This window comes from Mesorhizobium sp. CNPSo 4688 (assembly GCF_057784295.1).
The window spans coordinates 123,767-148,913 of sequence record NZ_JBWLUY010000015.1; the positions used below are offsets into that span (position 1 = coordinate 123,767).

14 protein-coding genes and 7 pseudogenes are annotated in these 25,147 nt (G+C 59.4%); 7 read left to right on the forward strand and 14 right to left on the reverse strand.

The window, feature by feature from the left end:
- Nucleotides 1-11: 11 nt before the first annotated feature.
- Nucleotides 12-1,544 (reverse strand): acyl-CoA carboxylase subunit beta, encoded by a 1,533-nt coding sequence (locus tag AC04SH_RS26290; protein WP_488480711.1) that lies wholly within the window; start codon nucleotides 1,542-1,544, stop codon nucleotides 12-14.
- A 218-nt stretch (nucleotides 1,545-1,762) separates the two neighbouring features.
- Between AC04SH_RS26290 and AC04SH_RS26295 the strand changes: the two genes are divergently transcribed.
- The gene (locus tag AC04SH_RS26295; protein ID WP_488480712.1) at nucleotides 1,763-3,175 is read left to right on the forward strand and encodes a helix-turn-helix domain-containing protein; all 1,413 of its coding nucleotides are present in this window, start codon (nucleotides 1,763-1,765) and stop codon (nucleotides 3,173-3,175) included.
- Between the two features lie 261 nt (nucleotides 3,176-3,436).
- On the opposite strand, the gene AC04SH_RS26300 is transcribed toward AC04SH_RS26295, so the two are convergent.
- Together AC04SH_RS26300 and AC04SH_RS26305 are read right to left on the reverse strand one after the other, a co-directional pair.
- Entirely contained in the window at nucleotides 3,437-4,144 is a 708-nt protein-coding gene (locus AC04SH_RS26300) for a class I SAM-dependent DNA methyltransferase (protein ID WP_488480713.1), read from the reverse strand.
- Nucleotides 4,141-4,833: an NAD(P)-binding domain-containing protein gene (locus AC04SH_RS26305; RefSeq protein WP_488480714.1), complete on the reverse strand. Its 693-nt coding sequence runs from the start codon at nucleotides 4,831-4,833 to the stop codon at nucleotides 4,141-4,143. Before AC04SH_RS26305 ends, AC04SH_RS26300 begins: the two co-directional genes overlap by 4 nt.
- A 288-nt stretch (nucleotides 4,834-5,121) precedes the next feature.
- On the opposite strand from AC04SH_RS26305, the pseudogene AC04SH_RS26310 reads away from it, so the two are divergent.
- Nucleotides 5,122-5,818 (forward strand): annotated as a pseudogene (locus tag AC04SH_RS26310) (IS630 family transposase); the annotation flags it as partial.
- Nucleotides 5,819-6,069: 251 nt separating this feature from the next.
- Here AC04SH_RS26310 and AC04SH_RS26315 read toward each other — a convergent pair.
- Entirely contained in the window at nucleotides 6,070-7,086 is a 1,017-nt protein-coding gene (locus AC04SH_RS26315) for an IS110 family RNA-guided transposase (RefSeq protein WP_488480746.1), read from the reverse strand.
- Nucleotides 7,087-7,200: 114 nt separating this feature from the next.
- Here AC04SH_RS26315 and AC04SH_RS26320 point away from each other — a divergent pair, with 114 nt between their 5' ends.
- The 3 genes and pseudogenes from AC04SH_RS26320 (at nucleotide 7,201) to AC04SH_RS26330 (ending at nucleotide 11,428) form a co-directional block, all read left to right on the forward strand.
- Nucleotides 7,201-8,226: an IS110 family RNA-guided transposase gene (locus AC04SH_RS26320; RefSeq protein WP_488480715.1), complete on the forward strand. Its 1,026-nt coding sequence runs from the start codon at nucleotides 7,201-7,203 to the stop codon at nucleotides 8,224-8,226.
- 241 nt (nucleotides 8,227-8,467) lie between these two features.
- Nucleotides 8,468-8,729: pseudogene (locus AC04SH_RS26325) on the forward strand (transposase); the annotation flags it as partial.
- Between the two features lie 608 nt (nucleotides 8,730-9,337).
- Nucleotides 9,338-11,428: a prolyl oligopeptidase family serine peptidase gene (locus tag AC04SH_RS26330; protein ID WP_488480716.1), complete on the forward strand. Its 2,091-nt coding sequence runs from the start codon at nucleotides 9,338-9,340 to the stop codon at nucleotides 11,426-11,428.
- Nucleotides 11,429-11,487: 59 nt separating this feature from the next.
- Here AC04SH_RS26330 and AC04SH_RS26335 read toward each other — a convergent pair.
- From AC04SH_RS26335 to AC04SH_RS26375, 9 genes and pseudogenes are all read right to left on the reverse strand, one after another.
- Nucleotides 11,488-12,079, reverse strand: a pseudogene (locus tag AC04SH_RS26335) (ATP-binding protein).
- 15 nt (nucleotides 12,080-12,094) lie between these two features.
- A pseudogene (locus AC04SH_RS26340) lies at nucleotides 12,095-12,347 on the reverse strand (IS21 family transposase); the annotation flags it as partial.
- Between the two features lie 672 nt (nucleotides 12,348-13,019).
- Nucleotides 13,020-13,525, reverse strand: a pseudogene (locus AC04SH_RS26345) (transposase); the annotation flags it as partial.
- Between the two features lie 236 nt (nucleotides 13,526-13,761).
- On the reverse strand, nucleotides 13,762-15,180 hold the full coding sequence (locus tag AC04SH_RS26350) for a CapA family protein (RefSeq protein ID WP_488480717.1): 1,419 nt from the start codon (nucleotides 15,178-15,180) through the stop codon (nucleotides 13,762-13,764).
- Nucleotides 15,181-15,198: 18 nt separating this feature from the next.
- Nucleotides 15,199-15,807, reverse strand: coding sequence for a hypothetical protein (locus tag AC04SH_RS26355; RefSeq protein ID WP_488480718.1), 609 nt, complete (start codon nucleotides 15,805-15,807; stop codon nucleotides 15,199-15,201).
- Between the two features lie 222 nt (nucleotides 15,808-16,029).
- Entirely contained in the window at nucleotides 16,030-16,395 is a 366-nt protein-coding gene (locus tag AC04SH_RS26360) for a hypothetical protein (protein ID WP_488480719.1), read from the reverse strand.
- A 795-nt stretch (nucleotides 16,396-17,190) separates the two neighbouring features.
- Nucleotides 17,191-17,297, reverse strand: a pseudogene (locus AC04SH_RS26365) (IS630 family transposase); the annotation flags it as partial.
- Nucleotides 17,298-17,563: 266 nt separating this feature from the next.
- A complete protein-coding gene (locus AC04SH_RS26370) occupies nucleotides 17,564-18,346 on the reverse strand; it encodes a methyltransferase domain-containing protein (RefSeq protein WP_488480720.1) in 783 nt (260 codons plus the stop codon).
- Nucleotides 18,347-18,830: 484 nt separating this feature from the next.
- A protein-coding gene (locus tag AC04SH_RS26375) for an IS5 family transposase (RefSeq protein ID WP_488480721.1) occupies nucleotides 18,831-19,654 on the reverse strand; the annotation gives its coding sequence in 2 pieces (ribosomal slippage) (nucleotides 18,831-18,880 and nucleotides 18,880-19,654; 825 coding nt in all).
- Nucleotides 19,655-20,623: 969 nt separating this feature from the next.
- Here AC04SH_RS26375 and AC04SH_RS26380 point away from each other — a divergent pair.
- The gene (locus tag AC04SH_RS26380) at nucleotides 20,624-21,112 is read left to right on the forward strand and encodes an Lrp/AsnC family transcriptional regulator (RefSeq protein ID WP_488480722.1); all 489 of its coding nucleotides are present in this window, start codon (nucleotides 20,624-20,626) and stop codon (nucleotides 21,110-21,112) included.
- A 442-nt stretch (nucleotides 21,113-21,554) separates the two neighbouring features.
- Here AC04SH_RS26380 and AC04SH_RS26385 read toward each other — a convergent pair.
- A pseudogene (locus tag AC04SH_RS26385) lies at nucleotides 21,555-21,934 on the reverse strand (IS110 family transposase); the annotation flags it as partial.
- Nucleotides 21,935-22,459: 525 nt separating this feature from the next.
- On the opposite strand from AC04SH_RS26385, the gene mdeB reads away from it, so the two are divergent.
- Nucleotides 22,460-25,138, forward strand: a complete 2,679-nt coding sequence (mdeB, locus tag AC04SH_RS26390) for an alpha-ketoglutarate dehydrogenase (RefSeq protein ID WP_488480723.1) — start codon at nucleotides 22,460-22,462, stop codon at nucleotides 25,136-25,138.
- Nucleotides 25,139-25,147: the final 9 nt, after the last annotated feature.

The following is a 25,147-nucleotide window of genomic DNA, read 5'->3' on the forward strand; positions in this document are numbered from 1 at the left end:
TTTTTGCGCACTCAAAGCGGGATCGTATCGTGCTTCTTCCAACGCGTTTCGATGCTTTTTCCCCGCAGAGCGGCAAAGGCACGCGCGATCCGCCTGCGTGAGGAATGCGGCATGATCACCTCGTCGATGAAGCCCCGCTCGGCGGCAATAAATGGGTTGGCGAAGCGCTGCTCGTATTCTTTGGTGCGAGCCGCCAGCCTCTCGGGATCGCCAAGTTCGGACCGATAGAGGATTTCGGCCGCGCCCTTTGCGCCCATCACCGCGATTTCGGCGGTTGGCCAGGCGTAGTTGATGTCGGCGCCGATATGTTTGGAAGCCATCACGTCGTAGGCGCCGCCATAAGCCTTGCGGGTGATCAACGTGACCATCGGCACGGTCGCCTGGGAATAGGCAAACAACAGCTTGGCGCCGTGCTTGATGACGCCGCCATATTCCTGGGCGGTGCCCGGCAGGAAACCGGGCACGTCGACGAGCGTCAGGATCGGGATGTCGAAGGCGTCGCAGAAGCGAACGAAACGCGCCGCCTTGCGGGCGGAATCGATGTCGAGGCATCCAGCCAGCACCATGGGCTGGTTGGCCACAACGCCGACGGTCCTGCCCTCGATGCGAACCAATCCGGTGATGATGTTGCGGGCGAAGGCGGCCTGAAGCTCGAAGAAGTCGCCTTCATCGGCGATCGCGAGGATCAGTTCCTTCATGTCGTAGGGCTTGTTGGCGCTCTCCGGCGCCAGCGTGTCGAGGCGCAACTCGATCCGCTCGGGATCGTCATAAAATGGGCGCACGGGCGGCTTTTCCCGATTGTTCAGCGGCAGGAAATCAAACAGGCGCCGGACCTCTTCCAAAGCCTCGATATCGTTTTCGAAAGCCCCGTCCGCAACAGAGGATTTTTGCGTGTGCGTTGCCGCACCGCCCAGTTCCTCCGCGGTCACGATCTCGTTTGTGACCGTCTTGACCACGTCGGGACCGGTCACGAACATGTACGAGGAATCTCGAACCATGAAGATGAAGTCGGTCATGGCTGGAGAATAGACCGCGCCACCGGCGCACGGGCCCATGATCACAGAAATCTGCGGAATGACGCCGGAAGCATCGACATTGCGCTTGAAGACGTCGGCGTAGCCGGCAAGCGAGGCGACACCCTCCTGGATGCGTGCGCCGCCGGAATCGTTGAGGCCAATGACCGGCGCCCCGTTGCGCACCGCCATGTCCATGATCTTGCAGATCTTCTGGGCGTGTGTCTCTGACAGCGATCCGCCGAGCACGGTGAAGTCCTGTGAGAAGACGTAGACCAGCCTGCCGTTGATCGTACCCCAGCCTGTGACCACTCCGTCCCCCGCGACCTTCTGTTCAGCCATGCCGAAGTCCGTCGCACGATGCGTGACATACATATCGTATTCTTCGAAGGAGCCTTCATCGAGAAGCACCACGAGGCGCTCTCGGGCCGTCAGCTTGCCTTTGGCATGCTGGGCGTCGACACGCTTCTGCCCTCCGCCCATACGAGCCTGCGCACGACGGATCTCGAGTTGTTCGAGAACGGCTCGCATCAGCGGCCAGCCTTTGCTTCAAAGTTCAAAGCCATCGGCAACGGCGTCGCGGGGAGCCGGCTTTGCCTCGAACTTGGGTTAGCTTGGCTGGACAATCGCATGAGCGCCTCCACTGGAATAACGCTCCGCATTAGTTCGCCGGCAATGCTCGGGAAAGGCTTGACCGTGTGCGATTGCGAACTGTATGAAATCGCAAACAGCAATATGCGAATTTGCAAATGGCTAACGGTAAGCTCTTCATTGGACGCCGCGTGCGCGAACTGCGGGGAGCCAGCAAGGCCACCCAGGCGGTTTTCGCCGAGCGGCTGGGGATCTCGACCAGCTATCTGAACCAGATTGAAAACAACCAGCGCCCGGTGTCAGCAGCGGTGCTTCTGGCGCTCGCCGAAAAATTCCATGTTGATATCGCTTCGATCGGCGGCAGCGAGGCCGACCGATTGCTCTCGGCACTGAGCGAGGCACTTGCCGACCCCGTATTCGGCGGTGTTTCAGCCGGATTTCAGGAACTCAAGCTCGTTGCCCAAAACGCACCGGCTTTCGCTCATGCATTGATCACTTGTCATCAGGCGTATCGCAGAAATAGCGAGCAGCTTGCGAGCTTCGACGACCAGCTGATCCGAACCAATGCTTTTGCCGAGCCGACACCTTATGAGGAAGTGCGGGACTTCTTTCATTTTGTTGACAACTACATCGATGAGCTCGACCGGGCGGCCGAGCATGTGGCGACAGCCCTGGGCGTGCCGGATCGAGATGTCGGTACGGCGTTGGCAGATCACCTGGAGCAGCAGCATCACATTCGCCTTGCACGTGCTGGCAACGGCGAGCGGGTGATCAGGCGCTTCGACGCTTCGGCGCGCGTGCTGTACTTGAACTCATACTCACCTGCGCCGACGCGCAGTTTTCAAATGGCACTCCAGATCGGGGCCCTGGAGCACCGGGCGGAACTCGATGCCATCATCGAGCGAGCGCGCTTCCGGACCTCCGAAGCGGCAGAGATATGCAGGATCGGCCTGCAGAATTATTTTGCCGGGGCGCTTATGTTGCCATACCGTCCCTTCCTGGCCGCCGCAAAAGACCTCCGTCACGACCTCCAGCTGCTCGCAATGCGCTTCGGCGCCAGCCTTGAGCAGGTGGCGCATCGCCTTTCGACCTTGCAAAGGCCTCGGATGAAGGGCGTGCCGGTCTTCTTCGCGCGCATCGACCGGGCTGGCAACATCACCAAGCGCCACAGCGCCGCGAAGTTGCAGTTCGCGCGCTACGGTGCAGCTTGCCCGTTGTGGAACGCTCATCAGGCATTCGAAACCCCAGGCCGCATGGATTGCCAGTTGGCCGAGACACCGGACGGCGTGCGCTATCTCAGTATCGCGACGGAAATCACCAAGGCAGACGGTGGATTCGGTTCTCCTCATCGACGCTATGCGATCGCGCTCGGATGCGAGATCTCCGATGCGGGCGATTTCGTCTACGCGGACCGGCTGGATTTTGCGAACAGTTCAGCCTTCGAGCCCATCGGCGTTTCATGCCGCATTTGCGAGCGTACGGATTGCATCCAACGCGCCGTTCCGCCGCTCAATAGGACGATTGCGATCGACCACGACCGACGCAGCGAACTACCGTACACGATCTGCTGATTGAGAGTGACCGCAAGTTGTCTGATGCCAGTTCTGACGGGCGTTTTCGAGCCGCCCGATCTTGTCTCGGGCGGGAATGCGTGCCGCGTAAGTGCAATTGCTTTTTCCGCCGTGCGTTAACGGTTTACCTACTTACACGAAGTCACAACGGTGGCCGGACGGCGCTCTATGGGACGTCGTGTTGTTGGTCAATAATGCAAAATCGGTTAGCCCGCGTGGCATCGGCTGACAGTTTCACCAGCGACATTTGCGGTGGCGTAGTTATAGTCGCGTCTCCGTTGGGGCGTTGGCTTTGTGGGTGACCTGGAAAACCCAATAGTGTGCGACGTCTTCCTTGATGTATTTGGCGTCGTTTAGACACTGCGCCGTTACAAGTAAGCCCGCATCCTGGAGACGCCGCGCCTCGTCTTCGAAGCATGTGGTCTCCACGTAGCTTTTGCGGGTGCTTGCAACAATGAACCCATTTGGCCGCGTGACGCGAGCCAGTTCGCCCAGCGCGGTCGGTCGGACATGCCCGAGCGTAAAGACGCCACAGCAGACCGTGAGGTCATAGCTCGCGCTGGAGTAGTCAGAGAGCGGACCGTTAAGATCGACCGCGCCTCTCACATGGCGGTAGACGCGGGTTTGCCTGGCCTGTTCGGCCATCTCCTCGGAGAGGTCGATCCCGTCGATCAATCGGAACCCGAGCCGTTCCAGTTCCACGCCGACGAGGCCCGTTCCGCAGCCAGCATCCAGGGTTGCTATGGTTGCTCGCTGCCTGTCCAAATAGGCTGTTTGCACGGCACCCGCGAGTTCCGCCACGATCATCGGCCCGCAATACCCGCCGCGCCCGACATCCAACTCGTATGAACCGGCCCATCCGCGATAGTAGTGGGCCAAGCGATGGGCGTCGCTGTCAAGGGCGTGCAAATCCTTGAGACGCTTTCGCGAAGCTTGCTCCAGTTTCGTCTGCTGATCGGTGGTGTTCATGACAGTTTCTCCGTACGGCGGCAGGTGAGATGCGGTATAGCCGTCGGCGGCGCAGCAGCCGCGGCTAGACCTACAAACTGTTCGTTATGGTACTGCCCAAGCGGAGGCGCCGAGGTCCAAGTGATCAGGTCGTAGATCAGGGAGCCTGCTGCGCTGCAATACCCTCGCGCACGCTTCGGCAGAGCGCGTGGCCGCTCGCAACGGCTGGATAAGAGGGCAGGTCCGCCAGTAATTTGACTGCTTTGCCCCGACCGATGTCTACTCCATGAAAGGAGACGGCTCTCTTGGGTTGCAACACCGCCTCGTTCTAGCGAATATACGCCAATTGCTGCCGCCGGACGGGCGATCTTGATCGTATTGTGGTAATTTGTCGTGGATGTGTGGATCAAAACGCCGCCCGCTGGCATTCCAGCCAAAGCGCGTTGCTCGCCAGCCATGTCGTCAACCACGTCTCGTGGCATGAGCAGACTGCGAGCCGTGTGGCGCGGTGCGTGATGCCACCGGGCTCCCTTTTCCGGCACGTATTTCGCCGCAGGATCGAAGCCGAAGACGTCCACCTGATAGATGCCTTGCAGGAGCTTGGCAATCATCAGTCGCCCCATGCTGCCAGTACCAATGAATGCGATTTGTTGGCGGCCGCGAAAATGGGCGGCGCGCACCACGCTTCCTTCAGCCACTACAGTAGACACTGACCCTCCTGCATAGCTCTGTCTCGATTGATTTTTCGTAAGCGCAATGACACGGTCACAGTTAAATTTAATCAACACCCAATTATTGTTAAAATCAAGTCATTTTATATTACAATTATATTGTGTTTATATTACTGATCATGATATCATCTAACATTTCTGGTAGACTCTTTTTATCAATCTGAATCTCGGACTAGAGCGGTTCACGGCTTGATGGAATCGAAGGGGATTCCCGATTTGTCGGTTTTGTGATTCAAGATGCTGGCTGGGAATGGAGGCCAGCATCTGATGACCCGACCTCTTTCCAATGATCTTCGCGAGCGGGTTGTAGCGGCGGTTTTGGGTGGTGAAAGCCGCCGATCGGCCGCCAAGCGGTTTGGCATTTCGATTTCGGCCGCGGTGAAGCTGTTGCAGCGCCATGGGACGACCGGCGCGGTGGCGCCGGGCAAGATGGGTGGACATCGCAAGAGAGTACTGGAGCCGCACCGTGCCTTCATCGAGGCGCGTATGCGTGAGACACCTCATTTGACGCTGCACGGTCTGAAGGATGAGTTGGCCGCGCGCGGGGTTAAAGTCTCGCACAACGCAGTGTGGCTGTTCTTGCGCCGCGAGGGCCTGAGCTTCAAAAAAAACGCTGTTCGCCCTTGAGCAGGCGCGCGCTGATATTGCCCGCAGGCGCCAGCGATGGCGATCCTGGCAGACCGGTCTCGATCCGCGGTGCCTGGTCTTCATCGATGAGACCTGGATCAAGACCAACATGGCTCCGCTGCGAGGCTGGGGGCCGAAAGGCAAGCGGCTGCGCGGCCTGGCTCCACATGGCCACTGGCGCACGCTGACCTTCCTCGGCGCGCTGCGCTGGGATCGGCTCGCGGCACCTTGCGTCTTCGACGGCCCGATCAACGGCCAATGTTTCCGCGCCTATGTCGAGCAGCAGCTCGTCACAGTTCTGAAGCCCGGCGACATCGTCGTCATGGATATGTGTGGACGCCCCCGTTGGTGCAAGAAGAATTTTTCGAAGAGCGCGGAGCGTGGCCGGGTGCTGACATGTGTCCGGCCTCTGTTGCGGCTGTCACATGCCGCGGGCCCGTATGGGAGTTCGCGGATCGGGTCCAATTCAACCTGGCGCGCTCAAGGCGCGTATCCATGATCTGGTTTTCCCGATCCCGTCTCGTTGACCGTTGCGCCATACTCTCCGTTCGACCTTCTCACACCATGGCAGCCCGCTCGAGGAGCGGACTATCCTGCTATGGCCGGCGTTCGATAGGTTCCGCCTTTGGCCATTAATGCCCACACGATGCGCGCCGTCTTGTTGGCCAAGGCGACGATGACCAGCATGGGTGGCTTGCGCTCAAGCATCCGCGAAAGCCACGGATCCCCGGTCGACCCCTTCCGCATGGCCCAGCGCACAGCGGCGCTGGCCCCAATGATCAGCAGCCGTCGCAGGGTTCGCTCGCCCATGCGGGATGTCTCGCCGAGCTTTTGCTTGCCGCCCGAAGAACGTTGCAGCGGCGTTAGTCCGAGCCATGCCGCGAAGTCCCGGCCTCTCTTGAAGGTCTGAGCGGACGGGGCCAACGCGGCAAGCGCCGTCGCGGTGATCGGTCCTATACCGGGAATCGTCATCAAGCGCTTGGCTTCCGCATCCTCTCTGGCGCGCCGGCCAATCTCTCGGTCGAGCTCGGCCACTCTCGCATCCAGCGACCGCAACTGCTCAACGAGTAAAGACAGGATCGGGCGGGCGGCTTCGGGGACAGTGGGGTCCATCTGCTCAATCGCCGTAACAAGTTTAGTGACGTGGAAGAGGCCTTGCGCAGCCACAAGTCCAAATTCCGCAAGATGACCGCGTATTGCATTGATCGTCTGGGTCCGCTGGCGAACCACAAGATCGCGGACGCGGAACACAATGGCCGCGGCCTGTTGCTCTTCGCTCTTCACCGCCACGAAACGCATGGTCGGCCTCTGGGCCGCTTCGCAGATCGCTTCCGCGTCGGCTGCATCATTCTTTTGCCGCTTGACGAAAGGCTTGACGTAGCCCGGAGCGATCAGCCGGACGCCATGACCCAGCTTCGCGATCTCCCGCGCCCAATAATGGCTGCCGGCGCACGCTTCCATGGCAACCGTGCAGACCGGCTGAGAAGCGAGGAACTCAAGAACGTGATCGCGGCGAAGCTTCTTTCTAAACAGGACGGCTCCCAACGCATCTGAGCCGTGCGCCTGGAACAGGTTCTTCGCCAGGGGGCGTCCACATGGGGTAATCGCGGGAGCGACGTGCCCTGGAGCCGATCATAGCGTTGGAGGGTGGCTGTTCCCCGATAAGATGGAAACGGGCTCACGACTGGATGCCGGGCCCAGCATCAACGGAGAACAGCCATGACAGAATATATCGGTCTCGACGTGTCGATGAAAGAGACGGCGGTGTCGATCCGCCGTGGAGGCGAGCGGATCTGGCGCGGAAAGTGCGCATCTGATCCCAACATCATTGCCGAGCTTGTCCGCAAGCGGGCGCCGGCCGCAAAGCGTGTCGTGTTCGAAACCGGCCCGCTGTCGGTGTGGTTCTATCATGCGCTGCGCGCCGAGGGATTGCCAGCCATCTGCATCGATGCGCGCCATGCCAAAGCCGCTCTCGATATGGCGGCGAACAAGACGGATGCGAATGACGCCGATGGTTTGGCGCATCTTGCTGAAGCGGGGTTCTTTCGCGAGGTGCGAGTAAAAGGCTTCGACAGTATGTTGACCCGCACGCTCGTGGCAGCACGCACCCGATTGGTCCGGATCACCGTCGAGCTTTCCAACCAGATCCGCGGGATCATGAAAACGTTCGGCCTGCTCGTCCCAGCAGGTAAGGGAACTGCATTCGAAAAGAATGTCCGGAGCCTCCTTATCGATCAGAGCGAGCTTGCTCCGATCGTGATACCAATGTTGGAGGCCTGGCGCGGCATTCGCATTCGCGCCGCCGAGCTCGGGCGGCAACTGGTTACGGATGCTCGTCAAAGCCAAGCCTGCCGCACCCTCATGTCGATTCCCGGCATCGGCGTGATCACCGCGACCTCTTTCGTCACCGCCATTGAGGATCCAAACAACTTCAAGAAGTCCCGCTCTGTCGCTGCTTGGATCGGCCTGACAACCCGCCGATACCAATCGGGAGAAGTCGATTATGACGGCCATATATCCCGGCGCGGGGATCGACATCTGCGAGGGCTTCTCTACGAAGCCGCCGCGGTCATCCTGACACGCTGTTCGACCGAAAGCAGCCTACGTGCATGGGGTCTAAAGCTCCGGGAGAGGATCGGCTTCAAACGAGCCGCCGTGGCCGTCGCGCGCAAATTGGCGGTGATCATGCACACGATGCTCAAGACCGGCGAGCTCTTCAATCCGAGTGCAGGAGCCACGGCGTAAATCCAGATAGCGTTCAGAATCTGAGCGCCTGAGGCGTCCCTGCCGGGACGTGAGCCGAGCCATTCCGCTGATGGGGTTGCACCGCTGTCTCAGCAAAGTGCGTCGTCCACATTGAAGGCTCGTCCCGCGAAGCTCCATCATGCGGCGGCCGATGTCGACCGCGAAGACAACCATGCACCCGGCAGCGCCGTATCAACGCGATAGATGCTTGACGCCCAAGCTGCGATTAGACAACCCCATCAATCTAGGAAGTCATAAGTCGGCGGCCATCAGGCAGATGATCAAGGCTGCTGGCGCCAGGCTTTGGTACCTGCCGCCCTACTCCCCCGGATCTCAATCCGATCGAGCAGGCCTTCGCCAAGATCAAACACTGGATGCGCCAAGCGCAGAAACGTACCGTCGAGGACACCTGGCGCCACATCGGCCACCTCGTCGAAACCATCGAGGCAGCCGAATGCAAGAACTACTTCGTAAATGCCGGATACGCTTCCGTCAAAACGTGAAAGGCTCTAAATGGAGAAAACGCGCTGGGCGAAAGCCATTCGCGCAGCCGTCTAATCGCGCAGGCCGGCTAGATGCCGGAATTGACCGGCTTTCGCGAGCAAAGCCAAGTTGTGTCGCTGTCCCTCAGGTGGTGGTGTGGAAACGGAGTCCGAGCAATCTGTTCCAAACACCATGAGAGGAACACCCTTGAACACTAAGCCGTTGGCGCAACGTGGAGGTGACTAGAACGATCTTGCGGAAGGCGTCGCACCGTTGCATGCCGGGCCTGTGGCTGCCCGGTCGCGACCAGGAAGATGCGCGGAATCGCCCACCGGCTGCGGATGAATAGTAGCGCCCCGCTCATGCCAATTGGCCACTCGCAAGGATACGGTTTTAGTTATTGTCGAATCTTCGACTATGTCGGACATGCGACACAGCGCCATCAAAGGATTTCATTGTTCTGAAACGATTTTCCTGGTTGGCACGGCACATGCAGTGCCACCCGCAAACACACTGCCGCGCCGCGCCGACTGAGAAGAACTCACCCCATGATAATGCTTTTCGAACTTGCGGCCGGCGCCGCGGACACTGAGCGTTCCCGAGCCAACAGTGTTCAGGTTGCCCGGAAATGACCGCATTCGATTTGCTGCCAACTCTGAATGCTCCCGACGATGATCCCTATCTTTGGCTTGAAAATGTAGAAGGCGAACGGGCACCTGCCTGGGCGGCCAGTCAGTCGGCCAGGACCCTTGAGCACTTCAATGGAACCCAGTTCGAGCGCGACTACGACGCCGTGACAGCGATTTTCGACCATCCCGACAAAATCCCCCTGATCACGCGCCGGGGCCAGTACCTCTATAATTTATGGCAAGATGCCGGAAATCCGCGCGGACTGTGGCGCCGGACTACCCTTGCCTCCTACATGGAGGTGGACACGCATTGGGAGCTATTGCTCGATCTGGACGTCCTCGCCGCCGGCGATGGAGAGGACTGGATCTGGGGCGGTGCATCGCTTGAGCCGGAGAAGGGGGAAAGAGCCGTTGTACGCCTGTCGCGCGGCGGCGGTGACGCTGTCTTGCATCGCGAATTCGATCTGGCAACTCTGAGCTTCGTCGCCGACGGTTTCAATCTGCCGGAGGCCAAGGGCGGCACTAATTGGCTCGACCCTAACACGCTTCTGCTGTCCAGTGCACTTGGTGCGGGCATGGCTACCCGCTGCGGCTCCGCGCGCACCGTGCGGCTATGGGAGCGTGGCACCGATCCGCTCACCGCGCCGGTAATCTTCGAAACCGGTTCCGAATCCCTCGGCGTGTCCGGCCACCTGGATCGCACCGCCGAGCGCGAGCGGCTTTGGTTCATCGAGCGGCCGGCCTTCTTTGAAAAAATCTGCCGTATCGGCAATAGGAGCGGGCCGAAAACGCAGATCGGCCTTCCTCGGGACGCCTGGTGGGATGCTTTCAGCGATTGGCTGGCGGTAAAGCCGCGCAAGCTCTGGACGACTGGCGGGACGACCTATGCCGCAGACGCGCTGATCGGCATCTCACTCTCCTCCTTTATCGCCGGCGAGCGCGATTTTAGCACCCTCTTTGCACCAGTCGACAGGCGCACACTACAGTCATTCTTCTGGAATGACGGGAAGCTCATCATCTCCTATCTCGCCAACCTCGTTCCGCTTTTCGAGATGTGGATACCCGGCCGTCAGGAATGGACGCGCCAAGCCCTGGAGACCATGCCTACCGAAGGGACTGTTCATCTCTGGCCGCTCGATGCGGAACGGCACGAGTCCAATGGACAGGTCCTCGTGTCGGCTCAGGACCCGATCACGCCGCCGCAGCTTCTCCTATTCGAACTCAATGGCGCGCCGCCTCTCGTCGCTCCAGTGATCCTCAAGCGCAACCCGGAGAATTTCGATGCATCCGGGCTGGTGGTCACGCGCCACGAGGCAGTCTCGACCGATGGTAAGATGATCCCCTATACGCAGGTCGGCCCGGCGAGCAGCAACGGGGATGCTCCGGTTCACCTTACCGGCTATGGCGGGTTCGGCATATCGCTCCTGCCATGCTACAACTCCCTTATCGGCAAGCTATGGCTCGAACGCGGCGGCACGTGTGTGATGGCGAACATGCGAGAGGGCGGTTCAGGCGTCGAATTCGACACCCGCTGGCACGAAGGCTGGGGCATGGAGAGCAAGCGTCTCGCTCATGACGATTTCGCCGCAGTTGCCACCGACCTCGTGCGAAGGGGCATTACGCGACCGGGGCGGATTGCTGCCGAGAGCGGATCAAATGGCGGCCTCCTGGTTGCCAATATGCTGACGCGCTATCCTGAGCGTTTCGGCGCTCTGTTCTGCACAATTCCGCTTATCGATATGCGCCGCTACACCAAACCTTTGGCAGGCGCGAACTGGATTGACGAATATGGCGACCCCGACCAGCCGGAGGATTGGGCGTTCCTGAAGGAAATCTCCGCCTATCGCGCCGCGACGCCGGGACAGCCCTATCCGCCGATCCTGCTTGCCACGACGCAGCGGAACGACGGCGTTCACCCAGGCCACGCGCGCAAAATGGCTGCAAAGCTGCAAGCTCTTGGCTACCCGGCTTATTTCTACGAGCCCACCGCAGGCGCTCACGGGCCCGGCAATCGGCAGCGGGCCGCATTGATTGCCTTGGGTACCAATTTCCTTCGCATCGCGATCGGCTGGCAAGCCGATCGCGATTGATCGTGAGCAGCCATTTCACGCGATCATGAGCGGCCGCTTCGACCGACCTGTTGATTGATTCAGGTGTTTGCGGCTGCTTCAAGAGCGTGGGCGCGGGCTTTATGTTTTCGCATGCTTTCTCCGATGAGTTGAAGGCGGCGAGCGTCGTGAACGAGGCGATCCAAAATCGCATCGCCCAGCGTGGGATCGCCGACAACATGGTGCCAGTGTTCCACGGGGATTTGGCTGGTGACGATTGTGGGCGCGCGGCCGTGGCGATCATCGAGGATTTCCAGGATGTCGCGGCGTTGTGGCCGAGGGCGCAGGCGATCCAACTCTTCCCCAGGTCGGTTGCGACGGTGACCAGCACGTCTCCTGGCGGTCGATCCAGTCACCGCAGACGGCCCTGGCGAAGACGGCGCGGTCGATCCCGCGCGGGGTACGCAAATCGACATCTTCCACACAGACGCTCCGGCGCCGCGCGGCGAATTTGAGGCCTGTGGTGAGCCGTTTGGTGTCGCGCTCGGCGGCTTCGCGATCGACAAGAAGCCCAACGCGCCCCTCGAACGACCGGGCATCGAGATCCGGTGATCATCGCTGCTCCTCGAAGGCTTTGGCCATTCCGGTCAAGCCGAGTGCGATCACTCGTTCAGGGTTGGGATAGGTGAGCATTGCGATCTCCATGGTTCAGTGGAAATAGCCCTGACCGCGGATGCTGCCGGTGGCGCAGGGTTGATGGTCAGGCGTCTCGTCGAGGAAAGCGATCAAGGCCGTTCCCAAGGATCGAACGGATCGAGGCGACGGAGAGTGCTTTGATGAGGATGCCGCGTTGGCAGGCTGCGTCGACGCACGCGCTGCCGTAGCTCTTGGTCAGAGAAAGAATGCCGAGACAGGTGCGAAAGCCCTGTTCGGGGTGCGGCCGGTCAGCGATGACAGCTTGGGTGCTGCTCACGATCGTCTGAAATACGCAATAAGAGCACGTTCAAATAAAGAGCGAGGGGTGGCGTCCGAAGTATGTCGCGACCCTGCGCGCAGCGGCGGCAAATTGATCTGCGCACCACTCCGGCGGCAATGGCAACGTTCCGTAGGAGGCTAGTCTCCCATGTTCCCTGTGAAGATTAGGCAAGAAGGCTCGGCTGCTTGGCTGGTTTGACAAGCAGTCGGATCGGCTGAAGCTGCACAGGGACTGGGTGGAGCTCAGAGACGACGGTTGATCAGAGACTCATCCTTCGCTTGGGGGCTGTCCTCGGTCGCGAGGCGGGCGTCGGCGCATCGGCTCGGCCACATAACTCCGTGGTCAAGAAATGATGGATGACCTTCTTCGCCCTATGCCTTTTGCCACACGTCACGTTTTGCTTGCAATTGATGAGGACAGCACGGCGACGGGATAGGGCCTTGAGACGACGGTTGATCCAGCTCTTATCCCCGGGTTGCTTACCGCACTTCCGTAATCCATCCTGGGCTATCTAATCGGGCGTTGGGCTGATGCCCAGCCACATAGTTACGACGGGAGTTCCCTACCCGCTATATCCCGTCACCGTGCTGCCCGGTTTTTCTTCCAGGGGGCGCGCTTCTCGGTATCCTGATCTTCGATGAAGAAGCGCACTACATCTCAACGCACCGGTTCGACCTGGAGGCCGATGGCCTCTACAGGAACGCCGCCATCCCGTGCGCGATTGCCGCAACGACGATGGGTTTGTTCTTGCCGGCCGCCGTCATGCTGCGGGAGCGGGTGCAAGCCGGGTCTGCGCCTTCCAGGCGATCTCGCGCACCGCCTTCGGCAGACCTCGAGGACGCGAATGGGCTCCGTCACCCGGGCCGGATAGCGGTAGCTCCAGGCGCCTTCATCAGCACGCGGCGCACACGGCGATTGCCGGCCAACGTCCGGCCGCCGCGCTGACCGTCTCGCCGGTCGAGCGCTCCGAGGGCACCAGGCCGAGAAAGGCCATCAGCTCGCGGATTGTAGAAGCGGCGGACATCGCCGACTTCGCTGACAAAAGTGACGGCGACGATGAAGGACACACCATGCAGCGCCTGATAGGCCATCACCACCCGCGCCATCGACCAGCTTGGCACTAGCTCGGCTAGCTGGGCATCCAATCGCTCCAGCCGAGCCTGTCATCGGTGATGACGTCGACCTGATCCTGGAACACGATCGGCTGGGGCGGATTCTTGGCGGTGAGGGCCCGTTTGTCTGCACGATGCCCTACCATCTCCTTCGCTGGCACCAGGGGCGAACTGCGTTCGCATGACGGCGAGAGCGGGGGAAAACGTCGCGGTGATGCGGAAATCGGCAACCAGCATCAGACAAAACGACGGCAATCTAGCCACCGCCGCGTCAGGCAGTTCGCAACTCATTCCCGCACCAACCGCCTCTGGAAATACCGGGTATGCAGTTGGATCAATCCCACGCCGTTCTCGATCCCGATTTTGGTGCCATAGGGCTCCGAGAGCTTCCGGAGCCGTTCCAGAATGGCTGTTGCTTGCGGGGCGGAGGCGAGACGCGGCACGCCCCGGTTCGCAAACCTCTCGGACCTTCGCAGCTCGATTGGATAGAGCGACAAAAGGGTGAGCTGATTGTCATCAAATCGGCTGACGGCAACAATGCTCTCATAGAATTCTACGCCAGACTGGGGGCCCACTAACCCTTCGACCGTCGGGTATCCTTTTGCTATCTCATCGACCGTCACTTCGGCGTCTGTATCGAACCGTGGGTCCTTGCCGTATGCTTCGAACATATCCGCGCCGACTGGCGTTCGGATATCCTGGCAGAGAAAATTTCCCAGGCTATAAAAGATGGCGCGTCCTTTATAGATTTCTATTCCTCGCAGGATATGAGGTCCATGTACGATGTATGCGTCTGCACCAGCATCGATGACCTGCCGGGCAAACGACTGCTCGTAATCAGGTGGATCTTGACTCCATTCCCCGGGTTCATGCCCGTGGTTCGTCACAATGCAAAAGTCGGAGAATTGCTTACCCCGACGAATGTTCCGCAAAATATCTGCGACGTCGCGCCTGTCAGCTTCGAAGCTATAGCCGGGCCTCTCGCTAGCCTTGTAAATTGTCCCGCCAAGTACGACCTTGTCGGGATCTTTGTCGGGGAGATTGCAGCCCGGAAGCACTTCGCGGACACGCTTCAATCCTTCAAGCATTTCTCCAGGAAGCAGAGTGCTTTTCGTCAAGCGCAGGGCGTTGAGTCCGGGTCTTCCGGGCGCCTCTCCAGCAGGATCGCACGCACGAGCCATCGGGCTGAACGTCGTCGCAAACGAGATCATCCCCACGCGGCCGCGGGGGGTCTCGAGAAAGCGGGCTGCACCGGCCTGGCCGAGAGTTTCCCCAGCTCCCGCGTGTACGATCCCGTTCGCGTCGAGGGCCCGGGTGGTCTCACGCATACCTTCGACGCCCCAGTCAAGTGTGTGATTATTCGCGCGACTCACCATATTGAAGCCCATCGTCTTCAAGTCAGCTCCCAGCTCCGGGGCACTTATGCAATACGCACCGCCGTACTCAGCCTGCGGGCATCCCTTTGACTGAAAGTCCAAGATGTTGGTTTCCAAGTTGCCGAACGTCACGTCAGCCCCGTTGAAGATCCTGAGAACATCGGCGAGGCCTGGATGATAGCCTTTTGTTACGGGACGCGCGTAAAGAAGGTCGCCAACCGCCGCCATTGTGAAGCCGTTTGCAACGTTCGTGGCAATCGAGCCAACCGTATCAAAGCAGCCATCCTGCTCGATTGGATCGCGATCGCTCTCGTGCGAGTGTCTTTCCATATAATTTCCTCGTTTCGGTTAATATAGTTTACCGTGACAGCGTCTGTGCTTCTGATGCCAAACCAGTCGAAAAAGGACCTGCCGCTTCGGACTGAAACGTTCAAAGCTCTCGACCGGTTCACTGATAATTCGCCCTACAGTGAGGCGCGGTTTCAGCGATGAATAAGGATCCGAAAAACCATCTGCATCGGGCGCCAAGCGTGAAGTGGTTGTTTCTTGAAGCAAAGGACAGTTCACGCGCACATAACCTCTTCGGCGGGCCAGCACGCCGTGGCTCGCCGTGTCTTCACGTATGGGCGTCTTCTCGCGGCAAATATCGATCGCGAACGGCAGCGAGGCGCAAAGCTGCTCCCGACGATCGACTCGCGCAGGTTTGGCACGATGCCGCGAATTGCTGGAAGGCGGCGCTGGGAGGCCGCGCAGCGGATCCGGCACCGATCGCGTGAGGTCCTGAGTGTAGGAATGCTTGGGGCGCGCGAACAGACCGATTGCGGTCGCCTCCTCAACGACCCGGTCTGCGTACAGAAAGTCACGCGTTGGCAGGTCTCGGTCGCAACACTCAGATCTTGCGTGATGAACATGACAGCCGTTCCAAGCGTGCTCTTTCAGATCGACTATGAGCCGCAAGATCTGTGCCTACATGGTGACGTCAAGCGCGGTCGTGGCTGGTAGGCGAGCAGGCGAGCAGGCGAGCAGGCGAGAGCCATGGCGAAATGCAGTCTTCAGCAACAGATGAAGGCCCGATCGCGAATGGGAGAGCTTTGAAGGGCTGGTGGATTTGAGGAAGAGACCCAGGCCTTCCTCGGGTTCGTGCCGTTCTTCGCCGCCGACGGCACCGGGCCAAGCGCGTCAAGTGCCCCAGACAATTGCCGCCAGCACGCCCGCGGTCCGCGAAGAAATTTCGGTGGGCTGCATTCCAAGCGAGAGGTCAGCAAATTTGTTGAAAGCCGGCTCGATAGTGTAACGGGCGGAGCCCAGCCAAGCTAGGTTGAAAGGCTGGTGGTCGTCACTCACAATGATGGTGTCGCGGGAGTGCGTGCTCCATAGCATCAGGGAGACGACCATGAACAAAATGCAGGGATTGACGTAATATTGGGATACTCGAGTGTGCGCGTGGTAGATGCGGATGGCCGCATCGTACGGGAAGCAAAGGTCCCCAGCGACCCTGATCAGCTGATAGCCTGGTTTGGCGAGCTTGGCGTGGCCATGGAACACATTGGTCTGGAGGCCGGTCCCTTATCGCTATGGCTACATGTGGATGACGAAGGCGGGTCTGGCGGTCGAACTGATCGACACGCGCCACGTGCGCGCAGCCTTCAAGGCGATGCCGGTGAAGACAGACACGCGCGGGGCATCGGCAGTTGATGCGGCTTGGCTGGTTCGGGCCGGTCCATTGCAAATCTCTTCTCGCCCCAGGACGTGCGCGTGCTGCTGACCGCCTGCAAGCTCACAGGGAACGCTTCACGACATCTAGATGAGCATGCGGGCTAGTGCGCGGCTTGGCCTCAAAGGGTAGGGCCGACTACGCGGCGCACCGATGCGGCACCGATCCGCGAGCTGATTGCAAGCCATCCGACGTTGCCCATAAGCCAATGCCAACCATGGCCGCCTAATCCGGAAGAAGACAACAATACAAGTTTCGGACGGGCAATCCCATCATCTCCCCTGGAAGCAAGGTCCCTTCGCCGGGACGATGGATGGGTTAGGCCGCCATAGGGCAAGCAGCACTCAGGTAACTGCGTTGCTGGATCGGCCAGCCGATTCTCAGCAGACCCCACAAAGCAGGGGCTCAAGTGCTGACTGCGGACAGAAGCTAGCACTCGGCGAGGGATTAAGCCCAGCTATAGAAGTCCCAATGACTGGTGGGCCTGAGGGCGGCCCGTCATCCGTTATGCAACGGAAGAAGGGCAAGCGGGGTGACCGGTACAGGGCCTCAAGCATCGGAGACGGGGCTCGTGGAAGATACCGATTTGTTGGCTTGGATATTGACAAAATAGCGGAGAGCGGACGCACTTGGTGTCCGCGTTTAACGGCGGCGATGATCTTGCGGGGTCGCCGGTCCACTAGAAGGGTTTGGGCTGCTGGTTGTGCTCTTGGAGGAAGCGGTCGACAATGGCGTGAGCAGGCGGATCGACATAGAAGCCTACTTGTCGACCAACTGCGGATCGTCGGAGAGTTTCAACTGGCGCCAGCGGTTGGCTACAGCCCGCGCGCCTTATGCGACGGACCGCATTAGGGCAAATACTGGCCGCAGCCGCCATCATGACGGCGCTCCAGGGCATCGTCTCGCGATGCGGGTCCAGCAACGTCAGCGCCATCACACGGTCGGCTACTTCAGGCTTCGAAGCCTCCCGTGGCGAAGCGCTCCTACTAACGCCATACTTCAGGTTTGGATTTGCCGCTTTGCTGCATCATCTCCACGATACCCACACCGTCGCCGCCGGTAGACTGAGATATGACGTTCGGATCGTTTGGTGAACGCGCCTCTCGACCAATCTCCCCACCGCTCCGTCAACTCAAGCCCCGCGCATTCGGCCATGGTATCGAGTTCCTGATGATAAACGTAACGAACGCGTTGCGGTAAACGTTTGACCGACGTACCAGAAAACCAGAGGAGGGTTGAAATCAGGCTCTGGTTTAGCGGATCGTGGACAGACACGTTGACGATCGTATTCTCATGATCCACTAGCCGCGCCTTTGTAGTTTGCTGGCCGCCAACGAGAGGATTCAAGCCTGGCACCCACAGTTCTATCACCAAAACCCCCTCATCATCTAGCGCCTCCGCAGCAGATCGGAGACAAGCTATTTGCGCTTCGCGCGTGAAAAGCAGTGGGAACGTGAAATAAATGCAATACACCAGATTGTAGCGTTGGTCTGAGCTGAAATGGGCAATGTCTCCCTGCCACGCCTTAACTAGATCAGTACGCTTGGCGAGAAGTTTTAACATACTGCAAGAATTATCGATACCTTCGACCTTAACGCCACGCCCGCTCAACGGCACTGCCACGCGCCCGTCGCCTATACCTAGTTCGAGGGCACTGCCTCCGTTGCAATATCGCTCAAGAAAGGCGACCGTCTCGTCTACCTCAGCAATTTTACCCTGCACGGTGGTGTATTCTTCGTAGATGGGGGCGTAGATCTCACCATAACTGAATTCATCAGACATGTTATATTCTCCTGCCACGTGGTCCAGCGATTATCTCAACTTATCTTGACGCTGTAATATTCGAAAATGATTTTGCGTGGCTGCTACCAAGCGCGTTTAGTCTCCCGTCGACCGTGAAACGTGTTCCGTGCAATCATAGCAACTCGAAAGATGTGCTCGCGAACGTGCTGCTACGCCTCACCGTGCAACGCGTCGATAGTGTCCCTGCATAGTGCCGTTCCGTCGCAGGCAACTGGCGAGGGATAACTCTCCAGCGGAATCGTCGATACTGACATCGAACGGCTCCGTTGCCGGGGGCGAACGTCGCAGTTCAAAGCGCAAGAGGTGTGCCAGCTCAAAAAACGGTGTCAATCCAATTCGTCGGCCTTTCGCGTCCGTTTCTGCCTGTTTGCTTTGTCACAACTTTGTCGGGCTTCCAACGATTGGGCAACGGCTGCGAAAAGTTTTGCGTCTGAGTGTCTGAATCGGAATGACCGCCGTGCTTTCATGCGCTTGCGAGCCTTCGGGTGAGCATTCGGATGTTTGCGATAAGCACCAGGCCTGTGCGGATTCGATGGATCGCTCGAAGTCCTTTGCCAGCCTCCGGCACCTGCCCAGCCAGGCGAAGGTTCTCTCGACGACCCATCGGCGCGGCAGGACGTCGAAGCCTTTGGCGCTGTCCGACCGCTTGATGATCTCCATCGTGAACGTGCCGATCCTTTGCAGGGCGCCTCGCAGTTTCGGCCCTGCGTAGCCGCCGTCGGCGAAGACATGGCGCAGCCACGGCCAGCGCTTCAGTATGGATTTCAGAACGGCCGGCGCACCGTCGCGATCCTGGATGTGGGCGGGGTGGACCACCACGCCGACCAGCAGGCTCAACGTGTCGACGACGATGTGGCGCTTGCGGCCCATGATCTTCTTCCCAGCATCGAAGCCTCGTATTCCGCCGCTCTCGGTAGTCTTGACCGACTGGCTGTCGATGACGCCGGCCGTCGGGCTGGCCTCCCGGCCTTCCCCTTCGCGCGCGGCCATGACGAGTTCGTTGCTGATCGCACGCAGCACACCCTCGTCGCGCCAGCGCCAGAAATACTTCTGCACCGTCGAGAACGGCGGGAAATCCTTCGGCAAAAGCCGCCACGCGCAGCCGGCCGAAGCCAGATACAAAAGCGCGTTCACAACCTCGCGCAAGCTCGTCTGGCGCGGCCGGCCAATGCGGTTCGGCGATGGCATCAGAGGCTCGATCAGCGCCCACTCCGCGTCCGTCAGGTCGCTTGCGTAGCGCGGGCAGCGCCGTTCATAGTGGGGGCGAGTGGTTTCGGTCCAGGGCATCATGATCTCCGTCGAATCTCAGCAATCCGACAGAATCACAACCCGCTGAAATCACTCACTTCTTTTTGGAGCAGACACTGAGATCATGTCGAGTGGCTCAGCCATTCGGCCTTCGCCCTCACGGGACTGGGCAGCGTGCGCGGCCGAAGGAGCGGAAGTTCCTGAGGTTCAACTGTCGTGTTGACTTCTGTGGTTGACGTCCGTTGTGCAAGGAGTTTCTGACTTTCCGAACATTTGATCGAGTGCGGTCTTCTGTCAGGTCTTTTGAAGGGGGCACTTGTCGAAGACGCTGGCCGCTATGGTGGTCTGCGCATCAAATCTCATGTGCGTGCTTGAAAGCAGCGAGGCAACAGTTGGTTTCCCGATCCCGATCGGTTCGATGGTGCGCCCATTCATGGCGGCTATTCGGTATCAGCAAACGCGGCGATCGCTATCTGCACACATTGATGGTCCATGGCGCTCGCGCTGCGGTCGGCAAAGCAGCCGGTAAGCAGGATCCTCAAAGCCTCTGGCCAGGTAAGCTGCGGCACTGGCGGCATCCCAATGTCACGGCCGTCGCGATCGCCTGCAGAATGCGAGGGTATTGGCTCATGCTATCGGGCGGCACATTCTACGAGCGCGTACCGTCGGACAAAGCAGCTTCAGGCGAAGCGGCAAACGAAGGAACAACAGAAGGAGGTCTCACCCCGGCGTGCCGACAACGTTGTTGAGCCGCATCAAGAACCCGGATATACGTCAGCAGTTGTGACCGACGATCTTGATCTAGCCGACCCGTTGCAATCGGGGGAGGTCCGTATACGTTCCACATATACCGCGCACGTCTCTCCCAAATCGCCGTGCCACAACTTATGCTGAGGGGCTATGCATGGCCGCTCAAGCATGACTTTATGGTCACGGACGCACCACCAAAGAAGCTGGTCGACCAAGCCACTATTACATTCACCCGTTTTATCACCGAGGATCCGACACGTGCCGAAACTTGATGCACTTGATTTGCGAATTCTCGACACGCTGCAAAACAACGGCAAGCTTACCAACGTCGAGCTTGCCAAGATCGTCGGGTTGTCTCCCTCTCCGTGTCTCGCCCGCGTTCGTGCGCTTGAGGAAAGCAGATTGATATCGCACTACGTTGCCCTTCTCGACCCCGACGCCCTCGGCGGACTAATGAGCGTATTTATCCAAGTCCGTTTGGAACGCCAAGCGATGCGAGAACTGGGACTATTCGAGGCGGCAATGGCCAATTTACCTGAGGTCATGGAGTGCTATCTCATGACCGGCGAGGCGGACTACATGATACGAGTCATCGTCCCGAATCTGGGTGTTCTGCAAGAACTCATCGTTGAGCGTCTATCACGGATTGAGGGAGTTGCCAACATTCGCTCAAGCTTCGCCCTGAAGCAAGTTAAGTACAAGACGGCTTATCCGATCCGCGAGATTGCAAAATGGAACCGTTTGTGAATTACATAACTAGTCAGAACGACTATAACTTGAAATTTTTTAATGGTCAAGGCTAGCATACATAAGCTAAATTAAGTTGCGATTCTATCGTCGGCGAGAACTGATTTCGCAAGCCTCGTAATTAACAGTAAGTCCCGTTTCGGATCCTAATAGAACGGGATGTAACACTTGGTGCCAGTGTCGACAGCGTCGATGATTTTGTCGGGTCGGTGGCCCACAAAAAGGGTCTGGATCGTTGGTTGTGTTCTTGAAGGAGGCCGGTTATTGCCGCCTAGAGGCCGATGATAGAGTGAAAGACGCCTCGTTTGAGACGTCGCTTCGAGGGTTGTTGCGAGGCCGGTCAGTACCTCGGCGTCGATGGCGTTGAGAAAGCGGATGAATTCCTGATGGCGATGCGCTGCATTACTTGCCGATAAGGGTGCCGCCGAGCACGCTAAGGCAGCTCGAGCAGCAATTCAATCCGGTCAAGCTCGCGGTTGATCTGAGCCTTGAGGTGCAATGGCAAGGGATGCCACCGCCCGTTGGGAGATGTTACGTTGACGATCGCACAAACACGTGGTTTACCACGCTTTAAGGCAAGCAACGCTCTGGCCAGTGCCTTTCCATCCGGTTTGTTCAAGTTTGCGCGTCGCCGGCGACGTGAGGTTGCAATCGAAGCGGGATCGACAAGACGGCTTTCTATCCCGTCAGTATTCAGCGCACGGTCAATCCAAAAGCCATCGAGCCCGGCTTCCTGGATTGCCACGATAACTTCTGCCCTGTTCGGGATTTGACCTTCTCCTGCAACTGCGCAAAGCAATCCGGCAATGAAGCGATCTCACCCTTGCTGCAAAAGCTCCGGCGTTGCCGTCAGGTACCAATAGATGTTGGGGATGTGGGCATGGCCTAGATAGGTCGTCCGATAAAGTGCTGGAGTGCAACCGTCGCGTCCTACGACCCGCAGAAAACCACTCCTGGGGAAAACGGGCCATAGCTGTTTCGAATACCTCAAGAACGTTTCGATTGGCTTCCAACGTGGCCTGGATGAACACACTCAGCTACGCGCCGAGCATCGCTGAGCTCGGAAACGTCACGCAACGAGTGATCACGCCGGCCTCGGCGAGCGCCCGCACTGGGGCGAGGCAAGGGGAGGCCAATTCGACATTGGTTAGGCTCGAGGCCACCTTGAGCTGGTTAGGAATTTCTGTCTATCGCATCAAGGTTCATTTTCCGCACCACCTGCTTCATTAGTAAGTTAACGTGGTGGTATCTGCTGTAACAAGGAAAATTAGCGATATCTTCGGCAGGAAATGCCGGAGCGTTGCCGATAAAATCGCGCAAGTGGAAACTTAGAGCCTAGGCGCCATCATGCTCACTAAAACCCCCTCCGCCCCTATCGGTGACGACGCCGATCCAAACGAAACGGCCGACTGGCTGGCCTCGCTGGAATCCCTGTTCTTCGCCTCCGGGGGCACGCGAGCTGAGTTCATACTTGGCGAGCTGGACCGCAAGGCCAAGGAGCTCGGCATCGTCCACGAGGCGCTACCGTTCTCGCCCTACCGCAACACCATTTCGCTCGAAAAGCAGGCGCCCTTTCCCGGCGATCTCGCCATGGAAGAGCGCATCACTGCAATCATTCGCTGGAATGCGCTGGCCATGGTGGTTCGGGCCAACACGGCCTATGGCGAACTTGGCGGCCACATTGCGAGCTACGCCTCGGCAGCGGAGATCTTCGAGATCGGGTTCAACCATTTCTTCCGCGCCGACACCGGTGAGGGCGACGGCGACGTGGTCTTCTTCCAGCCGCACTCGGCTCCGGGCGTGTACGCCCGCGCCTATCTCGAGGGCCGACTTTCGGAGGAGCATCTCAAGCATTACCGCCAGGAGATTGGCGGTAACGGATTGTGCTCTTATCCGCATCCCTGGCTGATGCCCGATTTCTGGCAGGTGCCGACGGGTTCGATGGGCATAGGCCCCATCACCGCCGTCTACCAGGCGCGCTTCATGCGCTATCTCAGCGACCGTGGGCTCACCAACACCGAGGGCCGCCACGTCTGGGGCGTGTTCGGAGACGGCGAGATGGACGAGCCGGAATCGATCGCCGGCCTGTCGATCGCGGCACGCGAAAACCTCGACAACCTTACCTTCATCATCAATTGCAATCTACAGCGCCTCGACGGTCCTGTGCGCGGCAATGGCCAAATTATCCAGGAACTGGAAAGCATCTTCCGCGGTGCCGGCTGGAACGTCATCAAGGTGCTGTGGGGATCGGAATGGGATGCATTGTTTGCCCGTGACACCCAGCACGCCTTGCTCCGCCGCTTCGCCGCCACCGTCGATGGCAAATACCAAACACTTGGCGCTAAAGACGGCGCTTACAATCTGGCGCATTTCTTCGAGGAAGATCCTGAGCTCAAGGCGTTGGTCGCCCACATGTCGGACCGCGATATTGACGCGCTGAAGCGCGGTGGCCACGACTTCCGCAAGCTATACGCTGCTTTCGAGGCAGCCAAGGCCGCCAAAGGGCGACCGACGGTAATCCTCGCTAAGACCAAAAAGGGCTTTGGCATGGGCGGCGCCGGCGAATCCCGCATGACGGCACACCAGTCCAAGAAGCTCGATGTCGAGGGCCTGCTGACCTTCCGAGACCGTTTCTCGCTGCCAATAAGCAACGAGCAGGTCGAGAAGATCGAGTTGTATAGGCCCGCCCAAGACAGCGCCGAGCTCAATTATCTCCGTTCGCGCCGGGAGGCGCTGGGCGGCTATCTACCGGCGCGCCGGCGCACGGCCGCTCCAGTTACGATCCCACCGCTTCAGAGCTATGCCGATTTCGCGCTTAACGCCGAAGGCAAGGAGATGTCGACGACCATGGCTGCGGTCAGGTTGCTCGGCAACCTGATCAAGGAAAAGGAGCTGGGACCGCGCATTGTGCCAATCGTGGCCGATGAAGCCCGCACATTCGGCATGGCGAATCTGTTCCGCCAGGTCGGCATCTATTCTCCGATTGGCCAGCTCTACGAGCCGGAGGATGCCGGCTCGATGCTCTACTACAAGGAAATCAAGAACGGGCAGCTGCTCGAAGAGGGCATCACCGAGGCCGGTGCGATTTCGTCCTGGGTGGCGGCGGCGACGTCCTACAGCGTCCACAACCTCGCCATGCTGCCGTTCTACATCTACTACTCGATGTTCGGCTTCCAGCGTGTGGGAGACTTGATCTGGGCCGCTGCCGACCAACGTTCGCGCGGGTTCCTGATCGGGGCGACCGCCGGGCGCACGACGCTAGCAGGCGAGGGCTTGCAGCACCAGGATGGATCGAGCCTGCTCGTTGCCTCGACCGTTCCGAACTGCCGAGCCTACGACCCGGCATTCGCCTATGAGCTTGCGGTCATTCTCGATCATGGCGCACGCGCCATGATGGAACAGTGCAAGGACGAGTTCTACTACGTCACCGCGATGAACGAGAACTATGCCCAGCCGTCGATGCCGGCGGGTGTCGAGGCCGATATCATCAAGGGGCTCTACCGTGTCGCCAGCCATAAGCCCAAAAAGAGTGCTGGCCTTGTCCGCCTGCTCGGCTCCGGCACTATCCTGCCGCAGGTGATCGAGGCAGCACAGATGCTTGCCGCCGACTGGGGTATTGCCTCGGAGGTGTGGAGTGCGACCAGCTTCTCCGAGCTGTCGCGCGATGCGCGGGAAATGGAACGTCACAACCGCTTCAATCCGCTGTCCGAGCCGATGGTTAGCCATATCAAGAGTTGCTTGCCCGGCAAGGCGCCGATCATTGCGGCCACCGACTATGTGCGCGCCTATCCGCAACTGGTCGCGTCTTATGTCGACGCTTCGTTCACGGCACTCGGCACCGACGGCTTCGGCCGCAGCGATACGCGCGCTGCGCTGCGCGATTTCTTCGAAGTCGATAATCGTCATGTCACGGTGGCAGCCCTTGCGGCCCTCGCCGCCGAAGGAGCGGTTCCGCGCCAGACGGTCGCGGACGCCATCGCCCGCTACGGCCTCGACAATGCGATCGATGCGCCCTGGTTGCGTTGATCCGGTTGA